12 protein-coding genes are annotated in these 16287 nt (G+C 71.7%); 5 read left to right on the top strand and 7 right to left on the bottom strand.

Translation table 11 applies throughout. The annotated features are described in order from the left end of the window. The first annotated feature begins 368 nt into the window (after positions 1-368). Positions 369-1901: a M1 family metallopeptidase gene (locus ACFYP3_RS19065; protein WP_388833566.1), complete on the top strand. Its 1533-nt coding sequence runs from the start codon at positions 369-371 to the stop codon at positions 1899-1901. A 6-nt stretch (positions 1902-1907) separates the two neighbouring features. On the opposite strand, the gene ACFYP3_RS19060 is transcribed toward ACFYP3_RS19065, so the two are convergent. Continuing rightward, a complete protein-coding gene (locus ACFYP3_RS19060) occupies positions 1908-2804 on the bottom strand; it encodes an oxygenase MpaB family protein (RefSeq protein ID WP_388833563.1) in 897 nt (298 codons plus the stop codon). Positions 2805-2934: 130 nt separating this feature from the next. Between ACFYP3_RS19060 and sph the strand changes: the two genes are divergently transcribed. Next, positions 2935-3924 (top strand): sphingomyelin phosphodiesterase, encoded by a 990-nt coding sequence (sph, locus tag ACFYP3_RS19055; protein WP_388833561.1) that lies wholly within the window; start codon positions 2935-2937, stop codon positions 3922-3924. Between the two features lie 73 nt (positions 3925-3997). Here sph and ACFYP3_RS19050 read toward each other — a convergent pair whose 3' ends face one another. Beyond that, a complete protein-coding gene (locus tag ACFYP3_RS19050) occupies positions 3998-5851 on the bottom strand; it encodes an AMP-dependent synthetase/ligase (protein ID WP_388833558.1) in 1854 nt (617 codons plus the stop codon). An 85-nt stretch (positions 5852-5936) separates the two neighbouring features. On the opposite strand from ACFYP3_RS19050, the gene ACFYP3_RS19045 reads away from it, so the two are divergent. Continuing rightward, the gene (locus ACFYP3_RS19045; RefSeq protein WP_388833556.1) at positions 5937-6665 is read left to right on the top strand and encodes a MerR family transcriptional regulator; all 729 of its coding nucleotides are present in this window, start codon (positions 5937-5939) and stop codon (positions 6663-6665) included. 11 nt (positions 6666-6676) lie between these two features. After that, positions 6677-7351, top strand: a complete 675-nt coding sequence (locus ACFYP3_RS19040) for a 1,4-alpha-glucan branching protein (protein ID WP_388833554.1) — start codon at positions 6677-6679, stop codon at positions 7349-7351. A gap of 49 nt (positions 7352-7400) precedes the next feature. Here ACFYP3_RS19040 and ACFYP3_RS19035 read toward each other — a convergent pair whose 3' ends face one another. The 5 genes from ACFYP3_RS19035 to ACFYP3_RS19015 are packed head-to-tail and all read right to left on the bottom strand — an operon-like array spanning position 7401 to position 14219. Then, positions 7401-9572 (bottom strand): 3-hydroxyacyl-CoA dehydrogenase NAD-binding domain-containing protein, encoded by a 2172-nt coding sequence (locus tag ACFYP3_RS19035; RefSeq protein WP_388833551.1) that lies wholly within the window; start codon positions 9570-9572, stop codon positions 7401-7403. 53 nt (positions 9573-9625) lie between these two features. After that, on the bottom strand, positions 9626-10840 hold the full coding sequence (locus ACFYP3_RS19030) for an acetyl-CoA C-acetyltransferase (protein ID WP_388833550.1): 1215 nt from the start codon (positions 10838-10840) through the stop codon (positions 9626-9628). Between the two features lie 48 nt (positions 10841-10888). Continuing rightward, complete coding sequence (locus ACFYP3_RS19025) at positions 10889-12031, bottom strand: acyl-CoA dehydrogenase family protein (protein WP_388833547.1); 1143 nt, start codon at positions 12029-12031, stop codon at positions 10889-10891. A gap of 11 nt (positions 12032-12042) precedes the next feature. Next, entirely contained in the window at positions 12043-13068 is a 1026-nt protein-coding gene (locus tag ACFYP3_RS19020) for an LLM class F420-dependent oxidoreductase (RefSeq protein ID WP_388833545.1), read from the bottom strand. Then, a complete protein-coding gene (locus ACFYP3_RS19015) occupies positions 13068-14219 on the bottom strand; it encodes a CaiB/BaiF CoA transferase family protein (RefSeq protein WP_388833543.1) in 1152 nt (383 codons plus the stop codon). The genes ACFYP3_RS19020 and ACFYP3_RS19015 overlap by 1 nt, the downstream gene beginning before the upstream one ends. A 343-nt stretch (positions 14220-14562) precedes the next feature. On the opposite strand from ACFYP3_RS19015, the gene ACFYP3_RS19010 reads away from it, so the two are divergent. Then, complete coding sequence (locus ACFYP3_RS19010) at positions 14563-16194, top strand: PKD domain-containing protein (protein WP_388833540.1); 1632 nt, start codon at positions 14563-14565, stop codon at positions 16192-16194. Positions 16195-16287: the final 93 nt, after the last annotated feature.

The following is a 16287-nucleotide window of genomic DNA, read 5'->3' as shown; positions in this document are numbered from 1 at the left end:
CGCCGGCGGGGGAAGGGCCCGACTCCCCCGGCCTCAGGCCCGATTCGGCCGATCCGCGGGGCGGGACGCGACACGTCGCAGCGCTGCTCGCCGCCTCCTCGGCATCGGCCGCGCGGGCGCCGTCGGGGCGGAGCCAGGGGCTGCGCCGCAGGTCGTGGGCTACGGGTGCGGGGTGCCGGGCCGGCGGCGGGGTGGGCCGGCGCGCGGCGCCCCCCGCGCACGCCCGGCCCCGTCCGCCCTTCCGTGACGGCCGAATGGCGATCGTGTGACAGCAGGGGCCATGGACATGACGTGAGCGATCACGGGTGAATACGGTCGAGCCACAACACCTGGAACCGACCTGCCTCCCCTACCACTTGGAGTCATTCGTGCACCGCAAAGTCATCGCCCCGAGCGTGCTCGCCGCTTCCCTGCTGCTGGTGATCCCGGCGTCGGCGGCGAGTGCCGGTCCGGGTGCCCCGGGTATCGGCGACCCCTATTACCCGGCCAGCGGCAACGGCGGATACGACGTGTCCCACTACGACCTGCGCCTGCAGTACCAGCCCAAGACGGACCTGCTCGAAGGCACCGCCACCCTCCTCGCCACCGCCAAGCAGGACCTGTCCCGCTTCAACCTCGACTTCGGCCTCGAGGTCAGCGAGATCCGCGTCAACGGCGCGAAGGCGAAGTTCGCCACGTCCGGCGCCCACGAGCTGGAGGTCACCCCGGCGAAGCCGCTGGCCCGCAACGCCCCGCTGACCGTCGTCGTCAAGTACGCCGGTAAGCCCTCCGAGTTCAAGGTCGACGGGTGGACCGCCTGGCAGCGCACGCCCGACGGCGGTGTGGCGGCGCAGGAGCCCGACTCGGCGGCCTGGTGGTTCCCGAGCAACGACCACCCGTTGGACAAGGCCACCTTCGACGTCTCCGTCAACGTCCCCGACGGCACCCAGGCCATCAGCAACGGCGTGCTCCAGTCGCAGACGTCGCGCCTCGGCTGGACCCGGTACAACTGGCGGTCCAACAAGCCGCAGGCCACCTACCTCGCCACCCTCGCCGTCGGCAAGTTCGACATCACCACCGACACGACCGCGAGCGGGCTGCCCATCGTCAACGCCTACAGCAAGGACCTCGGCGACAACGCGGGCGCGGCGCGCGCGAGCGTGGAGCGCACCGGCGAGGTCACCGAGTGGCTGGAGGGGGTCTTCGGCCCGTACCCCTTCAACGCGCTGGGCGGCTACGTGCCGAACGTGAACGCCGGCTACGCGCTGGAGACGCAGACCCGGCCGTTCTACGGCCCGCGCCAGTTCCAGAACGGCGCCAACGTCTCGGTGGTCGTGCACGAGCTCGCCCACCAGTGGTACGGCGACAGCGTGTCCGTCGACGGCTGGAAGGACATCTGGATCAACGAGGGCTTCGCCCGCTACAGCCAGTGGCTGTGGTCGGAGAAGCAGGGCGAGGGCACCGCGCAGGAGCTCGCCGACTGGGCTTACGCCCTGCGCCCGGCCGAGGACGCGTTCTGGCAGGTCAAGCCGGGTGACCCGGGTCCGGAGAATCAGTTCCACGGCGCCGTCTACGACCGCGGGGCCATCGCCCTGCAGGCGCTGCGCAACCAGATCGGCGACGAGAAGTTCTTCCGGATCCTCAAGGGCTGGCCGACCGAGCGGGCCTACGGCAACGCCAAGGTCGGGGACTTCGTGCGCTACGCGGAGAAGGTCTCGGCCGAGCCGCTGGCCCAGCTGTTCGAGACCTGGCTCTACACCCCGGGCAAGCCCGACGCGTCGGCGCTGAACCCGGCGGCCGGCAAGCCCGCGGCCCGCTCACAGCAGGCCGCTCCCACCAAGCCGGCGAAGCCGGCCGCGGAGCCGAAGTCCTGGAAGAAGATCGCGGAGACGAACACGATCCACACGCACGACGAGCACTGAGTCCCCTCAGCGGGCGGCGGCGCGCCATCGGGCGCGCGCCGCCCGCGCGATGGGCAGGTACCGCAGGCGTTCCGGCAGCAGCGGTACGAGGAGGCGCAGGGCCGTGCTGAACCGCCGGAGCCTGCGCTCCTGGGCCGGGCTCCACTCCAGTCCGAGGGCGGCGCGCGCCTCGGGGGGCATGTAGCCGACGGTGACGAAGGCCCGCAGGTGCAGGAACGCCGTCCGCAGGGCGGGCCAGGTCAGGCGCAGCAGCAGGCGTACGGCGCGGGACCCGGTCTCGGGCCGGGGCAGCGGCACGTCGGTGGCGATCAGCTCACGGGCGACCTTGGTGGGCTCGATCTCCTCGGCCAGCATCCGGCCCCAGTACGTCCAGTACTCCTCGATGCTCTGCGGCATGTCCCGGTCGTGGATGCCGAGGATCCGGCCCACCTGCAGCCACTCCCGGTAGAGCTGCCGTTCCTGGGCGGGGGTGAAGCGGCGCAGCAGGTAGCGCCCGGCGTACAGGTAGACGGGGAAGCCGGTGGCGTGCACCCAGGAGTAGCAGGCGGGGTCGAGGGAGTGGTAGCGGCGGCCGCGCGTGTCGGTGCCCTGGATCTCCTTGTGCAGGCGGCGGACCCGGCGGCCCTCCTCGGCGGCTTTCTCCCCGCCGTACACCCACAGCTGGACCGAGCGCAGCGAGCGCTCGCCGCGGCCCCAGGGGTCGGTGCGGAAGACGGAGTACTGGTCGACGCCCGCCCCGATCGCGGGGTGGGCGACTTGCAGGGTGAAGGCGGCGGGCAGCATCAGCAGGGCCCGGACGTCGCCGGCGACGGTCCACAGCACCCCGCCCGGCGGGGGCGGCTCGGGGTCGGTGCGGCGCCCGGTCGCAGGTCCGGCGGGGTGTGCTGAGTCCGTCGTCGTCATATGACAAGTATGCGAGCACCGGACGGCCGTCTCACGGACAGAAAGTCTCTGCACGGGTGTTACCCAGAGGTAACTGCTGCTGCTTGTATGACGGCGTCGATCTTCCCCCGCAGGAATGACGGAGACCTCCATGCTGCTTTCCACGCCCCGCTCGCGCCGCGCCGCCGCGGCGGCCGTAGCGGCGGTCGCCGCCGGCGCCCTGGCCGCCGCCTCCGCGCCCGCCGCCACCGCCGCGGAGGGCGCCGCCGCCCCGCGGCTCAGCGTCCTGTCGTACAACGTGTTCCTGATGAGCAAAAGCCTGTACCCGAACTGGGGCCAGGACCACCGGGCCGCGGAGATCCCCAAGGCCTCCTTCTACCAGGGCCACGACGTGGTCGTGCTCCAGGAGGCCTTCGACAACGCCGCGTCGGACGCGCTGAAGGCGGGCTCGGCGGCGCAGTACCCGTACCAGACCCCGGTCGTCGGCCGCAGCAAGAGCGGCTGGGACGCCACGGGCGGCGCCTACTCCTCCACCACCCCGGAGGACGGCGGCGTCACGATCCTGAGCAAGTGGCCGATCGTCCGCAAGGAGCAGGTGGTCTACAAGGACGCCTGCGGCGCCGACTGGTGGTCCAACAAGGGCTTCGCCTACGTGGTGCTGAACGTGAACGGCGCGAAGGTGCACGTGGTCGGCACGCACGTGCAGTCCACCGACCCGGGCTGCGGTGCGGGCGAGGCGGCGGACATGCGCGCCCGCCAGTTCCGCGCGATCGACGCCTTCCTCGACGGGAAGAACATCCCGGCGAACGAGCAGGTCATCGTGGCGGGCGACCTGAACGTCGACTCGCGCACGCCCGAGTACGCCGCCCTGCTCGCCAACGCGGACCTGGCGGGCTCCGACACGCGCACGGGGCACCCGTACTCCTTCGACACCGCGCTGAACTCGATAGCGAACTACCGCTACCCGACCGACCCGCGCGAGGACCTGGACTACGTCCTCTACCGCAAGGGCAACGCCCGCCCCGCGGGCTGGGAGAACAACGTGGTCAAGGAGCAGTCGGCGCCCTGGACGGTCTTCAGCTGGGGCACCTCCTACACCTACACCAACCTCAGCGACCACTACCCGCTGATCGGCCGCTAGGTCGTCTCTTTCGGCCCAGGTCGCGCACCGCACCCGGTCCGTCCCCCCGGGTGCGGTGCGTCGGCTCCACCCGTCAGGGGGCCGCGTCCGGCTCCTCGTACGGCTCCTCGTACAGGCCGTCGATCAGTGCGCGGTACTTGTCGCGGATCACCCGGCGGCGGAGCTTCAGCGAGGGCGTGAGTTCCCCGCTGTCGGGCCCCCACTCCCCGGTCAGCAGCCGGTACCGCTTGATCTGCTCGGTCCGGTTGAGCCGGGCGTTGGCCGCCTCGACCGCGCGGGCGATCTCCTCCCGGATCTCCGGGTGCGCGGCGAGCTCGGCCGGGGAGGAGGCCTCGATGCCCCGGGCGGCGGCCCAGACCGGGGCCAGTTCGGGGTCCAGGACCAGCAGGGCGACGAGGTAGGAGCGGCCGTCGCCGTGGACCAGGGCCTGGCCGATCAGAGGGTGCTCCTTGACCGTGTTCTCCACCAGCGCCGGCGAGACGTTCTTGCCGTTCGAGGTGATGATCAGTTCCTTCTTGCGGTCGGTCAGCCAGAGGAACCCGTCCTCGTCGAGCCGGCCCACGTCCCCGGTGGGGAACCAGCCCTCGTCGTCGGAGGCGCTCTCCACCGTGCCGTCCGGCCGCAGGTAGCCGCCGAAGACGGTCGCGCCGCGGGTGAGGATCTCCCCGTCCTCGGCGAGCCTCAGCTCCAGCCCCTCGATCGGGCGGCCCACCGAGCCGAGCCGGAAGCCGGCCGGGCTGTTGACCGTGCACACGCCCGCCGTCTCGGTGAGCCCCCAGGCGTCCATGATCGTGATGCCCCAGCCGGCCCAGAAGCGGACCACGTCGATCGGCATCGGCGCGGTGGCGCTGGCCGTCCAGACCAGCCGGTCCAGCCCGGCCAGCCGCAGCAGCGGGTCCAGCACCTGCTCCTTCGCCGCCGCGTACGAGGCCTCGAGCGCGGCCGGCGCCTCCTCGCCGCCCTCCAGGTGACCGGCCCGGGCGCGGGCCAGGTCGTTCGCGGCCTCGATGGCCGTGCGCCGGTCCTCCGGCAGCTGCGCGAGGACCGCGCGGACCGAGGCGGCGAGCTTCTCCCACACGCGGGGGACGCCGAAGAACTGCACGGGGTGCAGTTCGCGGACCGCCCCCGCCACGGCGGTGGGGTCGGCGCACAGCCGCACGTGCGCGGCCCGCAGCAGGGGCAGGTAGATGCCGAGGACCCGCTCGGCGATGTGCGCGAAGGGCAGGTAGCAGAGGTGCTCGGCGTGCTCGGGCAGGTCCACGTGCCGGTCGAGGCGGATCGCCTGGAGCATGAGGTTGCGGTGGGTCAGCCGCACACCCTTGGGGTCGCCGGTGGTCCCGGAGGTGTAGACGACGGTCAGCGGGTCCTCGGGGCGCGTCTCCTGCCAGGCCTTCTCGAAGGCGTCGGCGCGGTGCAGCCGGGCCCCGCTCGCGTGCAGGGAGGCGTACGTGGAGTGCCCGCCCGCGTCGGCCGCCTCGGCCACGACGAGGCGCTCCAGCGGAACGGTCGCGTCGGCCAGCAGCGGTTCCCAGCGCAGGAGTTCGCGGGCGCCCTCGACGACGGCGACCCTGGCCCGGCTGTGGCGGGCGATGTGGGCGATCTGCTCGGGCGCGGAGGTCCCGTACACGGTGACGGGCACGGCGCCGAGGTGGACGAGGGCGAGATCGCTGAGCCAGTGCTCGGGGCGGTTGCCCATCATCATCAGGACGTGCTCGCCCCGCTCGACCCCGAGGGCGGCGTAGCCGGAGGCGAGGACGGCCACCTTGTGGCGGACCTCGCTCCACGTGAGGGTCGCCCAGTCGGCGCAGTCGCGGCCGGCGCGCCACGAGAGGGCGGGCAGGTCCCCGTGCTCGGCGGCGTTGCGGGTCAGCAGGGCGGGGAGGGTGATCTCCTCGGGGCGTCCGGGCAGTCGCAGGTTCGTGGTCATGGGCAGCTCCTGGCCGTTTCACATCGTTGGTGCGACAGCAATACTGTTGAACCCAAGCTGTGGAGCAGAGAGCGAGGCGCAGACGATGGCCGACCAGGCACCCGAGCCGATGCTCACCGTCGACGAGCTGGCGGCCAGGGCGGGTGTCACCGTGCGCACCGTACGGTTCTACAGCACCCGCGGGCTTTTGCCCCCTCCCGTGATCGGCCCTCGTCGGGTCGGCCACTACGGGCCGGAGCACCTGTCCCGGCTGGCCCTGATCGAGGAGCTGCAGCACCAGGGCATGACCCTGTCCGCCATCGAGCGCTATCTGGACGCGCTGCCCGACGACCTGAGCGCCCACGACCTGGCGATCCACCGGGCGATGGTGGCCAGTTGGGCTCCGGACGCGGCCCGGGAGGCCTCGCGCGAGGAGTTGGAGAAGCGGGCCGGCCGGGCACTGTCGGACACCGACGTGCGGCGGCTGACGGCGATGAACGTGCTCGCCGCCTCGGGTGACGGGTTCCGGGTGGACGTGGGGCTGCTGCGGCTGGGGGTCGCGCTGCTCGACGTACCGATCGCGCACGAGACGATCCTGGCGGCGCGCAGGGTGCTGATGGAGCACGCCAGGTCGGCCGCGCACGAGCTGACGGGGCTGTTCCGGGACGAGGTGTGGGGCCCGTTCACGCGGGACGAGAGCGATCCGGAGCGGGTGGAGTCGATGAAGGCGCTGTCGGCGCACATGCAGCCGATGGTGGTCCAGGCGCTGGTGACGGCCTTCCAGCGGTCCCTGCGCGAGGAACTGCGGGCGGCGTTCGCCTCCGAATCCGGGTAGGTTCAGGCCACATGGCAGTCATTCACCGCACCACGATGTCGCCCGGCAAACTCGAACTCCTCGCCGACTGGCTCCCGTCGCGGCCCTGGTACCGGGGCGCGCAGGGACCCGCCGCCCTCACCAAGGCCGGCGGCTTCCGGCTCGACGACCCCGAGGGCGAGGTGGGCGTCGAGTTCATGGTGGTCACCGACGGCGCGGGGGACGCCCCCGTGAGCTACCTGGTCCCGCTCACCTACCGCGGGGCGCCCCTGGAGGGCGCGGGAGAGGGCCTCGTCGGCACCTCCGAGCACGGGGTGCTGGGCCGCCGCTGGATCTACGACGGCGCCCACGACCCGGTCCTGGTCGAGCAGTTGCTGGCGCTGCTGGCGGGCCGTGCCGTGGCGCAGGACCAGAACCGGAGCGGGGTTCCCGACCCGACGGTCGAGATCCGTTCCGAGGGGGCCGGGGTGCCGGCGGGCCTGACCGGTCCCGGGCTCGTGACGGACACCGCCGACGGCACCGTCGTCACGGTGGGCCCGGTGGGGCTGGAGCGGCCCGTACTGGCCCTGACCCTGGCCCGGGAGCTGCGTACGGGACCCGCTCCGGCCTCGGACCGCGTCCGGGGGCGGCTGCTGGCCCGCTGGGCCGCACCGGACGGCGCCGAGGCGCGTACGACGTTCGCCTCCCTGGCCGACTCCGGCCGGTAGGCGGTGAGCGCCCCGGGCCCGCTCGCGGGCGGGCCCGGGGCGGGCGGGATCAGTCGCCGTACGTCTCGCCGCGCCCGGCCTTCTCCACGAGGGAGGCCGGCGGGGTGAAGCGCTCGCCGTACTGCGCGGCGAGCTCGCGGGCGCGGGCCACGAAGCCGGGCAGGCCGCCCTCGTAACCGTTGACGTACTGGATCACGCCGCCGGTCCAGGCCGGGAAGCCGATGCCCATGATGGAGCCGATGTTGGCGTCGGCGATCGAGGTGAGGACCCCCTCGTCGAGGCAGCGGACGGTGTCCAGGGCCTCGGAGAAGAGCATCCGCTCCTTCATGTCCTCGAACGGGATCTCGGCGTCCGGCTTGGCGAAGTGCTCGCGCAGGCCCGGCCAGATGCGGGTGCGCTTGCCGCTCTCGTCGTACTCGTAGAAGCCGGCGCCACCGCTGCGGCCGGGGCGGCCGAAGTCGTCGACCATGCGGTCGATGACGGTGTCGGCGGGGTGCTCGGTCCAGGACCGGCCCTCGGCCTCGAAGGCCTTGCGGGTCTCGTTGCGGATCTTGCGCGGCAGGGTGAGGGTGAGCTCGTCCATCAGGGAGAGCACCTTGGCCGGGTAGCCGGCCTGGGCGGCGGCCTGCTCGATCGAGGCGGGCTCGATGCCCTCGCCGACCATGGCCACGCCCTCGTTGATGAACTGGCCGATGACGCGCGAGGTGAAGAAGCCGCGCGAGTCGTTGACCACGATCGGGGTCTTGTTGATCTGGCGGACCAGGTCGAAGGCGCGGGCGATGGCCGCGTCGCCGGTCTGCTCCCCCTTGATGATCTCGACGAGCGGCATCTTGTCGACGGGCGAGAAGAAGTGCAGCCCGATGAAGTCCGCGGGCCGCTTCACGCCCTCCGCGAGGCCGGAGATCGGCAGGGTGGAGGTGTTGGAGCACAGCAGCGCGTCGGGGGCGACGACGTCCTGGACCTCCTGGAACACCTTGTGCTTGAGGGCGGTGTCCTCGAAGACGGCCTCGATGACGGCGTCGCAGCCCGCCAGGTCGGCGGCGTCCGCGGTCGGGGTGATCCGGGCGAGCAGCTCGGCGCGCTGGGCCTCGGTGCTCCGGCCGCGGGAGACGGCCTTGTCGAGGAGCTTCTCGGAGTACGCCTTGCCCTTGGCGGCGGCCTCGGCGCTGACGTCCTTCAGCACCACCTCGATGCCCGCGCGGGCGCAGGAGTAGGCGATGCCCGCTCCCATCATGCCGGCGCCGAGGACGGCGACCTTGCGGACCTGGCGCGGCTCGATCCCCTGCGGGCGGCTGCGGCCGGCGTTGACGGCCTGGAGGTCGAAGAAGAACGCCTGGATCATGTTCTTCGCGGTCTGCCCGGTGACCAGCTCGGTGAAGTAGCGGGCCTCGATGGTCAGCGCGGTCTCGAAGTCCACCTGGGCGCCCTCGACGGCGCAGGCCAGGATGTTGCGCGGGGCCGGGTACGGGGCCCCGTTCAGCTGCTTCTTCAGGTTGGCCGGGAAGGCCGGGAGGTTCGCGGCGAAGCGCGGGTTGGACGGCGTACCACCCGGGATCTTGTAGCCGGGTACGTCCCAGGGCTGCTTCGACTCGGGGTTCGCGTCGATGAAGGCGCGGGCCTTGGCGAGCATGTCCTCGGGGGTCTCGGCCAGTTCGTGGACCAGGCCGTTCTCCAGGGCGCGCTTCGGGCTGTACTGGGTGCCCTGGAGCAGCACCTTGAGCAGCGCGTCGGCGATGCCCATCAGGCGGACGGTGCGGGTGACGCCACCGCCGGCCGGAAGGAGGCCGAGGGTGACCTCGGGCAGGCCGATCTTGGAGCCGGGGGCGTCGAGGGCCACGCGGTGGTGGGAGGCGAGGCAGATCTCGTAACCGCCGCCGAGGGCCGCGCCGTTGATCGCGGCGACGACGGGCTTGCCGAGGGTCTCGATGCGGCGCAGCGAGGCCTTGATCTCGGTGCCGGTGTCGAAGGCGAGCTGCGCGTGTTCGGGGCGCAGCCGGATCATGTCCTTGAGGTCGCCGCCCGCGAAGAAGGTCTTCTTGGCGGAGGTGAAGATGATGCCGCGGATGGAGTCCTTCTCGGCCTCGGCGCGGTCGGCTACGGCCGCGATGGAGTCCTTGAAGGCCTGGTTCATCGTGTTCGCGGACTGGTCCGGGTCGTCGAGGACGAGGGTGACGACGCCGGTCTCGTCCTGTTCCCAGCGGATCGTGGTGGACTCGCTCATGGTCACTGCTTTCGTGTCGGTCCGTGCGGAGGAGGGTCTGGGGACAGGACGGTTCAGAGTCGCTCGACGATGGTGGCGACGCCCATGCCGCCGCCGACGCAGAGGGTGACGAGGCCGTAGCGCTTGTCCTGGCGCTCCAGCTCGTCGACGATCGTGCCGAGGATCATCGCGCCGGTGGCGCCGAGCGGGTGGCCGAGCGCGATGGCGCCGCCGTTGACGTTGACCTTGTCGAGGGACAGGCCCATGTCCTTGACGAAGCGCAGCACGACGCCGGCGAACGCCTCGTTGATCTCGACCAGGTCGATGTCGTCGATGGTCAGGCCGGCCTTGGCGAGGGCCTTGCGGGTGGCGGGGGCGGGACCGGTGAGCATGATGGTGGGCTCGGAGCCGGACACGGCGGCCGAGACGATCCGGGCGCGCGGGGTCAGCCCGCCCCGCTCTCCCGCCTCACGGGAGCCGATGGCCACGAGCGAGGCGCCGTCGACGATGCCGGAGGAGTTGCCCGCGTGGTGGACGTGGTCGATCTTCTCGACCCAGTGGTACTTCTGCAGCGCGACGGCGTCGAAGCCGCCGAGCTCGCCGATGTCCGCGAAGGAGGGCTTCAGCTTGGCGAGGGTGTCGGCGGTGGTGCCGGGGCGGACGAACTCGTCGTGGTCCAGGACGACCAGGCCGTTGCGGTCGGTGACCGGGACGACCGACTTCGCGAAGCGGCCTTCCTTGATCGCGACGGCGGCGCGCTCCTGCGAGAGGGCGGCGTACTCGTCCACGTCCCGCCGGGAGAATCCCTCGATGGTGGCGATCAGGTCGGCGCCGATGCCCTGCGGGACGAAGTTGACGTCCCAGTTCGTCATCGGGTCGTTGAACCAGGCGCCGCCGTCCGAGGCCATCGGGACGCGGGACATGGACTCCACGCCGCCCGCGAGGACCAGGTCCTCCCAGCCGGAACGGACCTTGGCGGCGGCCAGGTTGACGGCCTCCAGGCCGGAGGCACAGAAGCGGTTCTCCTGTACGCCGGCCACGGTGTCCGGGAGGCCCGCGGCGATGGCCGCGATCCGGGCGATGTCGGAGCCCTGGTCGCCGACCGGGCCGACGACGCCCAGCACGATGTCGTCGATGGCGGCGGGGTCCAGGCCGGGGTTGCGCTCGCGCAGGGCGTCGATGAGTCCGACGACCAGATCGATCGGCTTGGTGCCGTGCAGGGAGCCATTGGCCTTGCCGCGGCCGCGCGGGGTGCGGATCGCGTCGTATACGTAAGCTTCGGTGCTCACTGGTCAAGCCTTTCGGAGTGTTCTGGGCGGAAGGGTTGCGGGGGAGGTTCAGCCGAGGAGGGAACGGCCGATGATCTCTTTCATGATCTCGGTCGTGCCGCCGTAGATGGTCTGGATGCGGCCGTCGGTGAAGGCCCGCGCGACCCGGTACTCGGTCATGTATCCGTAGCCGCCGTGGAGTTGCAGACAGCGGTCGGCGACCCGCTTCTGCAGCTCGGTGGCCCACCACTTGGCCATCGAGGCGTGCACGTGGTCCAGTTCGCCGTTCGAGTGGTCGGTGATGCACCGGTCGAGGAAGGTCCGGGTGACCGCGACCTCGGTGGCCATCTCGGCGATCTCGAAGCGGATGTGCTGGAGCTTGGACAGCGGACGGCCGAAGGCCTCCCGCTCCTTCACGTACTGCGTGGTGATCTCCAGCAGGTGCTCGGCGGCCGCGATGCCGGCCATCGCGATGCCCATCCGCTCCTGTGCGAGATTCGTCATCAGGTGGACGAACGCGCCGTTCGGCTCGCCGAGCAGGTTCTCCTTCGGGACGCGGACGTCGTGGAAGAAGAGCTCGGCGGTGTCCTGGGACTTCTGGCCGATCTTGTCGAGGTTGCGGCCGCGCTCGAAGCCCTCCGCGCCGCGCTCGACGACCAGCAGCGACAGTCCGTGCGCCCCGCCCTCGGGGGTGGTCTTGGCGACCACGATCACCAGGTCGGCGAGGATGCCGTTGGAGATGAAGGTCTTGGAGCCGTTCAGCACCCAGTGGTCGCCGCGGTCCTCGGCGGTGGTCCGGATCCCCTGGAGGTCGGAGCCCGCCCCCGGCTCGGTCATCGCGATGGCGGTGATGGTCTCCCCGGAGCAGAATCCGGGCAGCCAGCGGCGCTTCTGCTCCTCGGTGGCGAGCGAGGTCAGGTACGGGCCGATGATGTCGTTGTGCAGGCCGATGGCCAGCCCCGGGGCGCCCGCGCGGGTGAACTCCTCCGCGATCACGGCGGCGTAGCGGAAGTCGGTGTTCCCGCCCCCGCCGTACTCCTCGGGGACGGCGAGGCCCAGCAGCCCCTGCCGGCCCGCGGCCCGCCAGGCCTCGCGGCTGACGATGCCGTCCTTCTCCCACTGGTCGTAGTGCGGCAGCACCTCCTTGGTGAGGAAGGTGCGCACGGTCTCGCGGAACGCCTCGTGGTCGGCGTCGAAGATCTGGCGTTTCATCGGTCGGCTCCCTAAAGCCAGTTCTTGACGGTTTCGATCAGCCGGGCCGGCTCGGGCCCGACGGGCGTGACGTTGAGCATGGTGACGCCCGCCTCCCGGAAGGCCTCGACGCGCTCGCGCACGTAGCCCTCGGGCCCGCACAGGGTCATCAGCTCGCAGAACTCGTCCGGTACGGCGGCGGCCGCGTCGCGCTTGCGGCCGGAGAGGTAGAGCTCCTGGATGGTCCGGGCCTCCTCCTCGTAGCCGTAGGCCACGGCGAGGTCGTTGTAGAAGTTCTTGCCCACCGCGCCCATGCCGCCGACGTACAGGGCGATCTGCGGGCGCGCCAGGTCCCGTACGGCGGCCGCGTCCTCGCCGATGGCGAGCAGGCCCCCCGCGACGGTGCGGAGCGGGCCGAGCTCAGGCGCCCGCTTGGCCGCGCCCTCGGCGAGGGGTCCGCCCCACACCGCGGCGGCCTTCTCCGGGATGAAGAGGGTCGGCAGCCAGCCGTCCGCGATCTCGGCGGTCATCCGTACGTTGGCCGGGCCGAGGGAGGCGATGTAGACGGGGATCGCGTCGCGCACGGGCCGGGTGAGGATCTTCAGGGGTTTGCCGAGCCCGCTGCCGCGCTCCGGGGGCAGCGGCATGTCGGTGATGCCGTGGTGGTCGATCGTCTCGCGGCGCCAGATCCTGCGGCACAGCTCGACGGTCTCGCGGGTGCGGCCGAGGGGCTTGTCGTACGGCTTCCCGTGCCAGCCCTCGACGACCTGCGGGCCGGAGGCGCCGAGGCCGAGGAGGGCCCGGCCGCCGGAGAGCGCGTCCAGGCCGGCGGCGGTCTGGGCGATGAGGCCGGGGGTGCGCGAGTAGACGTTGAGGATGGCCGAGCCGATCTTCATCCGCTCGGTGCGTGCGGCGAGATAGCCCATGATCGTCGGGGAGTCGAAGCCCCAGGCCTCGGCCACCCACACGGCGTCGAGCCCGGCCGCCTCCAGCTCGGCCGCCCGGTCCGCCGCCTGTCGCGGGTCACCGGCGTAGTCGAGCATCATCGACAGTTCCATCAGACGTCCTTGGGGAGCAGTGCCGGTACGTCCCAGTCGGCGGCCACGGATGCGGTGTGGGCCCCCGGCAGGGCCGGGCCGCCGGCGACGGCGGCCGGGGTCGCGGAGAAGCGGGGCGCCGGCGCGGGCTGGGTGATCCCGCCGAAGTCGGTGAAGGTGCCGCGGGCGGCCAGGTGCGGGTGGTGCGGGGCCTCGCGCAGCGAGAGCACGGGCGCCACGCAGGCGTCGGTGCCCTCGAAGACCGCCGTCCACTCCTCGCGCGTACGGGTCCTGAAGCGTGCGGCGACCACCTCGCGCAGCTCGCCCCAGCGGGCGAGGTCCTTGCGGGCCGGGGCCCGGTCCGCGATGCCGAGGAGCTCCACGAAGGTGTCGTAGAACTGCTGCTCCAGCGCGCCGACCGCCATGTACCCGCCGTCGGAGGTCTCGTAGGTGCCGTAGAAGGGGCAGCCGCCGTCGAGCAGGTTCGCCCCGCGGCGGTCCTGCCAGCCGCCGGCCGCCATCATCCCGTGGATCATGGCGGTGAGGTGGGCGGTGCCGTCGACGATGGCCGCGTCGACGACTTGGCCGGTGCCGGTGGTCCGGGCGTGCTGGAGGGCGGCGAGGACCCCGATCACCAGGTAGAGCGAGCCGCCCGCGTAGTCCCCGACCAGGTTCGCGGGGACGGCCGGGGGCTCCCCCGGGTTGCCGATCATGCCGAGGGCGCCGGTGACGGCGATGTACGCGATGTCGTGCCCCGCGCTCTGCGCGAGCGGGCCCTGCTGGCCCCAGCCGGTCATCCGCCCGTAGACGAGCCCCGGGTTGCGGGCTTGGCAGTCGGCGGGGCCGACGCCGAGCCGTTCGGCGACCCCGGGGCGGAAGCCCTCGACGAGGACGTCCGCCCGCTCGACCAGGTCCAGGACGCGGGCGGGCCCGTCGGCGGACTTCAGGTCGACCATGACGGAGCGCTTGCCGCGGTTGGTGAGGTCGTAGGCCGGATCGACCGCGAGCCCGCCGCCGCCGGGCCGGTCCACGCGCACGACGTCCGCGCCCAGGTCGGCGAGGAGCATGGCGGCGAAGGGGCCGGGGCCGATGCCCGCCAGCTCGACGACGCGCAGTCCGGCGAGCGGGCCCCGCCCGCGCGCTTCCCCGCCGCCGTTGCCTGTCACTGCCATCGAGCCCCCAGCGTCTCCGTGTGGATGGTGTCCGTGGATCGTGTCCGTGGACGGTGTCCGTGGTGTGCGACTGTGTGACACAACTGATGTAACACCGGTGATGCTAGGAACGTGTTCCACCCAGCACAAGCCCCCGGGCGGGGTTGGGCCGGTATCGGTCGGCGCCTGATGTTTGGATCGGCGCAAGCGAGTCCAAGATGTAGGGCCACCCCCCTGATCAATCCCCGTGCGGCTGTGTACTCTGAACACGCTTTCGAACTTGTTCAAGCGTTCAACCAGAAATCATGGGGGGCCGGTGCGCAGTCGCCGACTTGTAATTTCCGCTGCCGCAATAGCAGCAGGCGTGGGTCTCATCCCGGGCGTGGCGCACGCCGACCCGGCCCAGCCCGACGCTCACGGTGCGACCGTTCCCGACCTGGACCTGGGCAAGACCAAGGGTTCCAAGTCGAAGGGTCACGCCTTCACCAGCCCCGCCGAGCGCTCGGTCCGCAAGGCCCTGCCCGCCGGGAAGACCGGGGCGGCCGCCGCCCCGCAGGCGCAGTCCGTCGCCGCCAACCCCGACCTCGCGGTCGGCGTGTACGCGTACGGCACCACGGCGCACGGGGTCGAGCTGGACACCGTCATCACGAGCGCCCCCAGCACGCTCGAGGTCACCATCGCCTGGGGCGACGGCAAGACGGACGTGCTGAGCGCGTCCGGCGACACGACGCTGACCACGGCCCACACCTACGCCGAGGTCGGCTCCTACACGGTCAAGGTCACCGTCAAGGACACCGCCAACGCCGTCTCGGCCGTGAACGAGGTCGCGTTCGTCACCCAGGGCTCCGACTTCACCCCGTACGCCCCCACCCGCCTGCTCGACACCCGTGACGGGACCGGCGCGGTCAAGGGCAAGGTCGCCCCGTACAGCTCCACCCGCGTGAAGGTCGGCGGCAACGGCACGATCCCCGCCGGGGTCACCGCCGTCGTCCTCAACATCACGGTGACCAACACCACGAGCGCCGGTCACATCACGGCGTTCCCCGAGGGCACCGAGCGTCCGACCACCTCGAACGTCAACTTCAAGGCCGGTCAGACCGTCCCGAACCTGGTCATCGTGCCGGTCGGCAAGAACGGCTACGTCGAGCTGGCCAACCGCGGCGGCCAGTCGGTCGACCTGATCGCGGACGTCACGGGCTACTTCAGCTCCACGCAGTCCAGCGGCTACACCCCGATCACCCCGTCCCGCTTCGTCGACACCCGCGAGGGCCTCGGCACGGTCAAGGGCCAGCTCGGCGGCCGCAAGACCTTCTCCACCCAGATCAGCGGCCTGCGCGGCGTGCCCCAGGGCATCACCGCCGTGGCGCTGAACGTGACCGTCACCAACCCGAAGGAATCCGGCCACCTGTCGGTCTTCCCGGGCGGCGGCGCCACCCCGACCGCGTCCAACCTGAACTTCACCCCCGGTCAGACGATCGCCAACTCGGTGATCGTGCCCGTCGGCGCGGACGGCAAGATCAGCGTCTTCAACGGCGCCTGGGCGGGCACCGACGTCGTCGTCGACGTCGTGGGCTTCTACAGCAAGGACAGCACGAGCGCCTTCGTGCCGCTGGAGCCGGAGCGTCTGCTCGACACCCGCGACGCGGCGACCTGGGCCTGGGGCCCGCTGGGCGCCCGTAGCTACGTCTACATGCCGCTCTCGTACAACGCGCCGAGCATCACGGGCTTCGTGATGAACTCCACGGTCACCAACACGAACGGCGACGGGTTCCTCACGGTCACCCCCGACCCGAACTCGATGGACGACTACGACAACGGCACCGAGTTCTGGCCAACGCCGCCCAACTCCTCGAACCTGAACTGGACGAAGGGCGACACCGTCCCGAACCTGGTCCAGGCGAGCACCGGGAGCAACGGCATCGTCGACTTCTGGAACCAGGGCTGGGAGGACATCGACCTCGTCGTCGACCTCTTCGGCCTGTACCAGCAGGGCTGACCCACCGACAGGTGGCTCCCGCAGCGCCCCGGGCGCGGCCGCAAGGCCGTTCCCGGGGCGCTGCGCGTATCAGGGGACGGTTCCCGCCCCACC

It is taken from the genome of Streptomyces sp. NPDC005533 (assembly GCF_042871845.1).
Taxonomy (GTDB): domain Bacteria; phylum Actinomycetota; class Actinomycetes; order Streptomycetales; family Streptomycetaceae; genus Streptomyces.
Note: the sequence above shows the minus strand (reverse complement) of the source record. Positions and strands in the feature narration are given on the sequence as shown.

Excerpts from the sequence above, each read along its gene's own strand:
- ACFYP3_RS19020 (WP_388833545.1), bottom strand. The coding sequence starts at position 13,068 with ATGGAACTGTCGATGATGCTCGACTACGCCGGTGACCCGCGACAGGCG.
- ACFYP3_RS19040 (WP_388833554.1), top strand. The coding sequence starts at position 6,677 with ATGGCAGTCATTCACCGCACCACGATGTCGCCCGGCAAACTCGAACTC.
- ACFYP3_RS19015 (WP_388833543.1), bottom strand. The coding sequence starts at position 14,219 with ATGGCAGTGACAGGCAACGGCGGCGGGGAAGCGCGCGGGCGGGGCCCG.
- ACFYP3_RS19050 (WP_388833558.1), bottom strand. The coding sequence starts at position 5,851 with ATGACCACGAACCTGCGACTGCCCGGACGCCCCGAGGAGATCACCCTC.
- ACFYP3_RS19035 (WP_388833551.1), bottom strand. The coding sequence starts at position 9,572 with ATGAGCGAGTCCACCACGATCCGCTGGGAACAGGACGAGACCGGCGTC.
- ACFYP3_RS19060 (WP_388833563.1), bottom strand. The coding sequence starts at position 2,804 with ATGACGACGACGGACTCAGCACACCCCGCCGGACCTGCGACCGGGCGC.
- ACFYP3_RS19025 (WP_388833547.1), bottom strand. The coding sequence starts at position 12,031 with ATGAAACGCCAGATCTTCGACGCCGACCACGAGGCGTTCCGCGAGACC.
- sph (WP_388833561.1), top strand. The coding sequence starts at position 2,935 with ATGCTGCTTTCCACGCCCCGCTCGCGCCGCGCCGCCGCGGCGGCCGTA.
- ACFYP3_RS19045 (WP_388833556.1), top strand. The coding sequence starts at position 5,937 with ATGGCCGACCAGGCACCCGAGCCGATGCTCACCGTCGACGAGCTGGCG.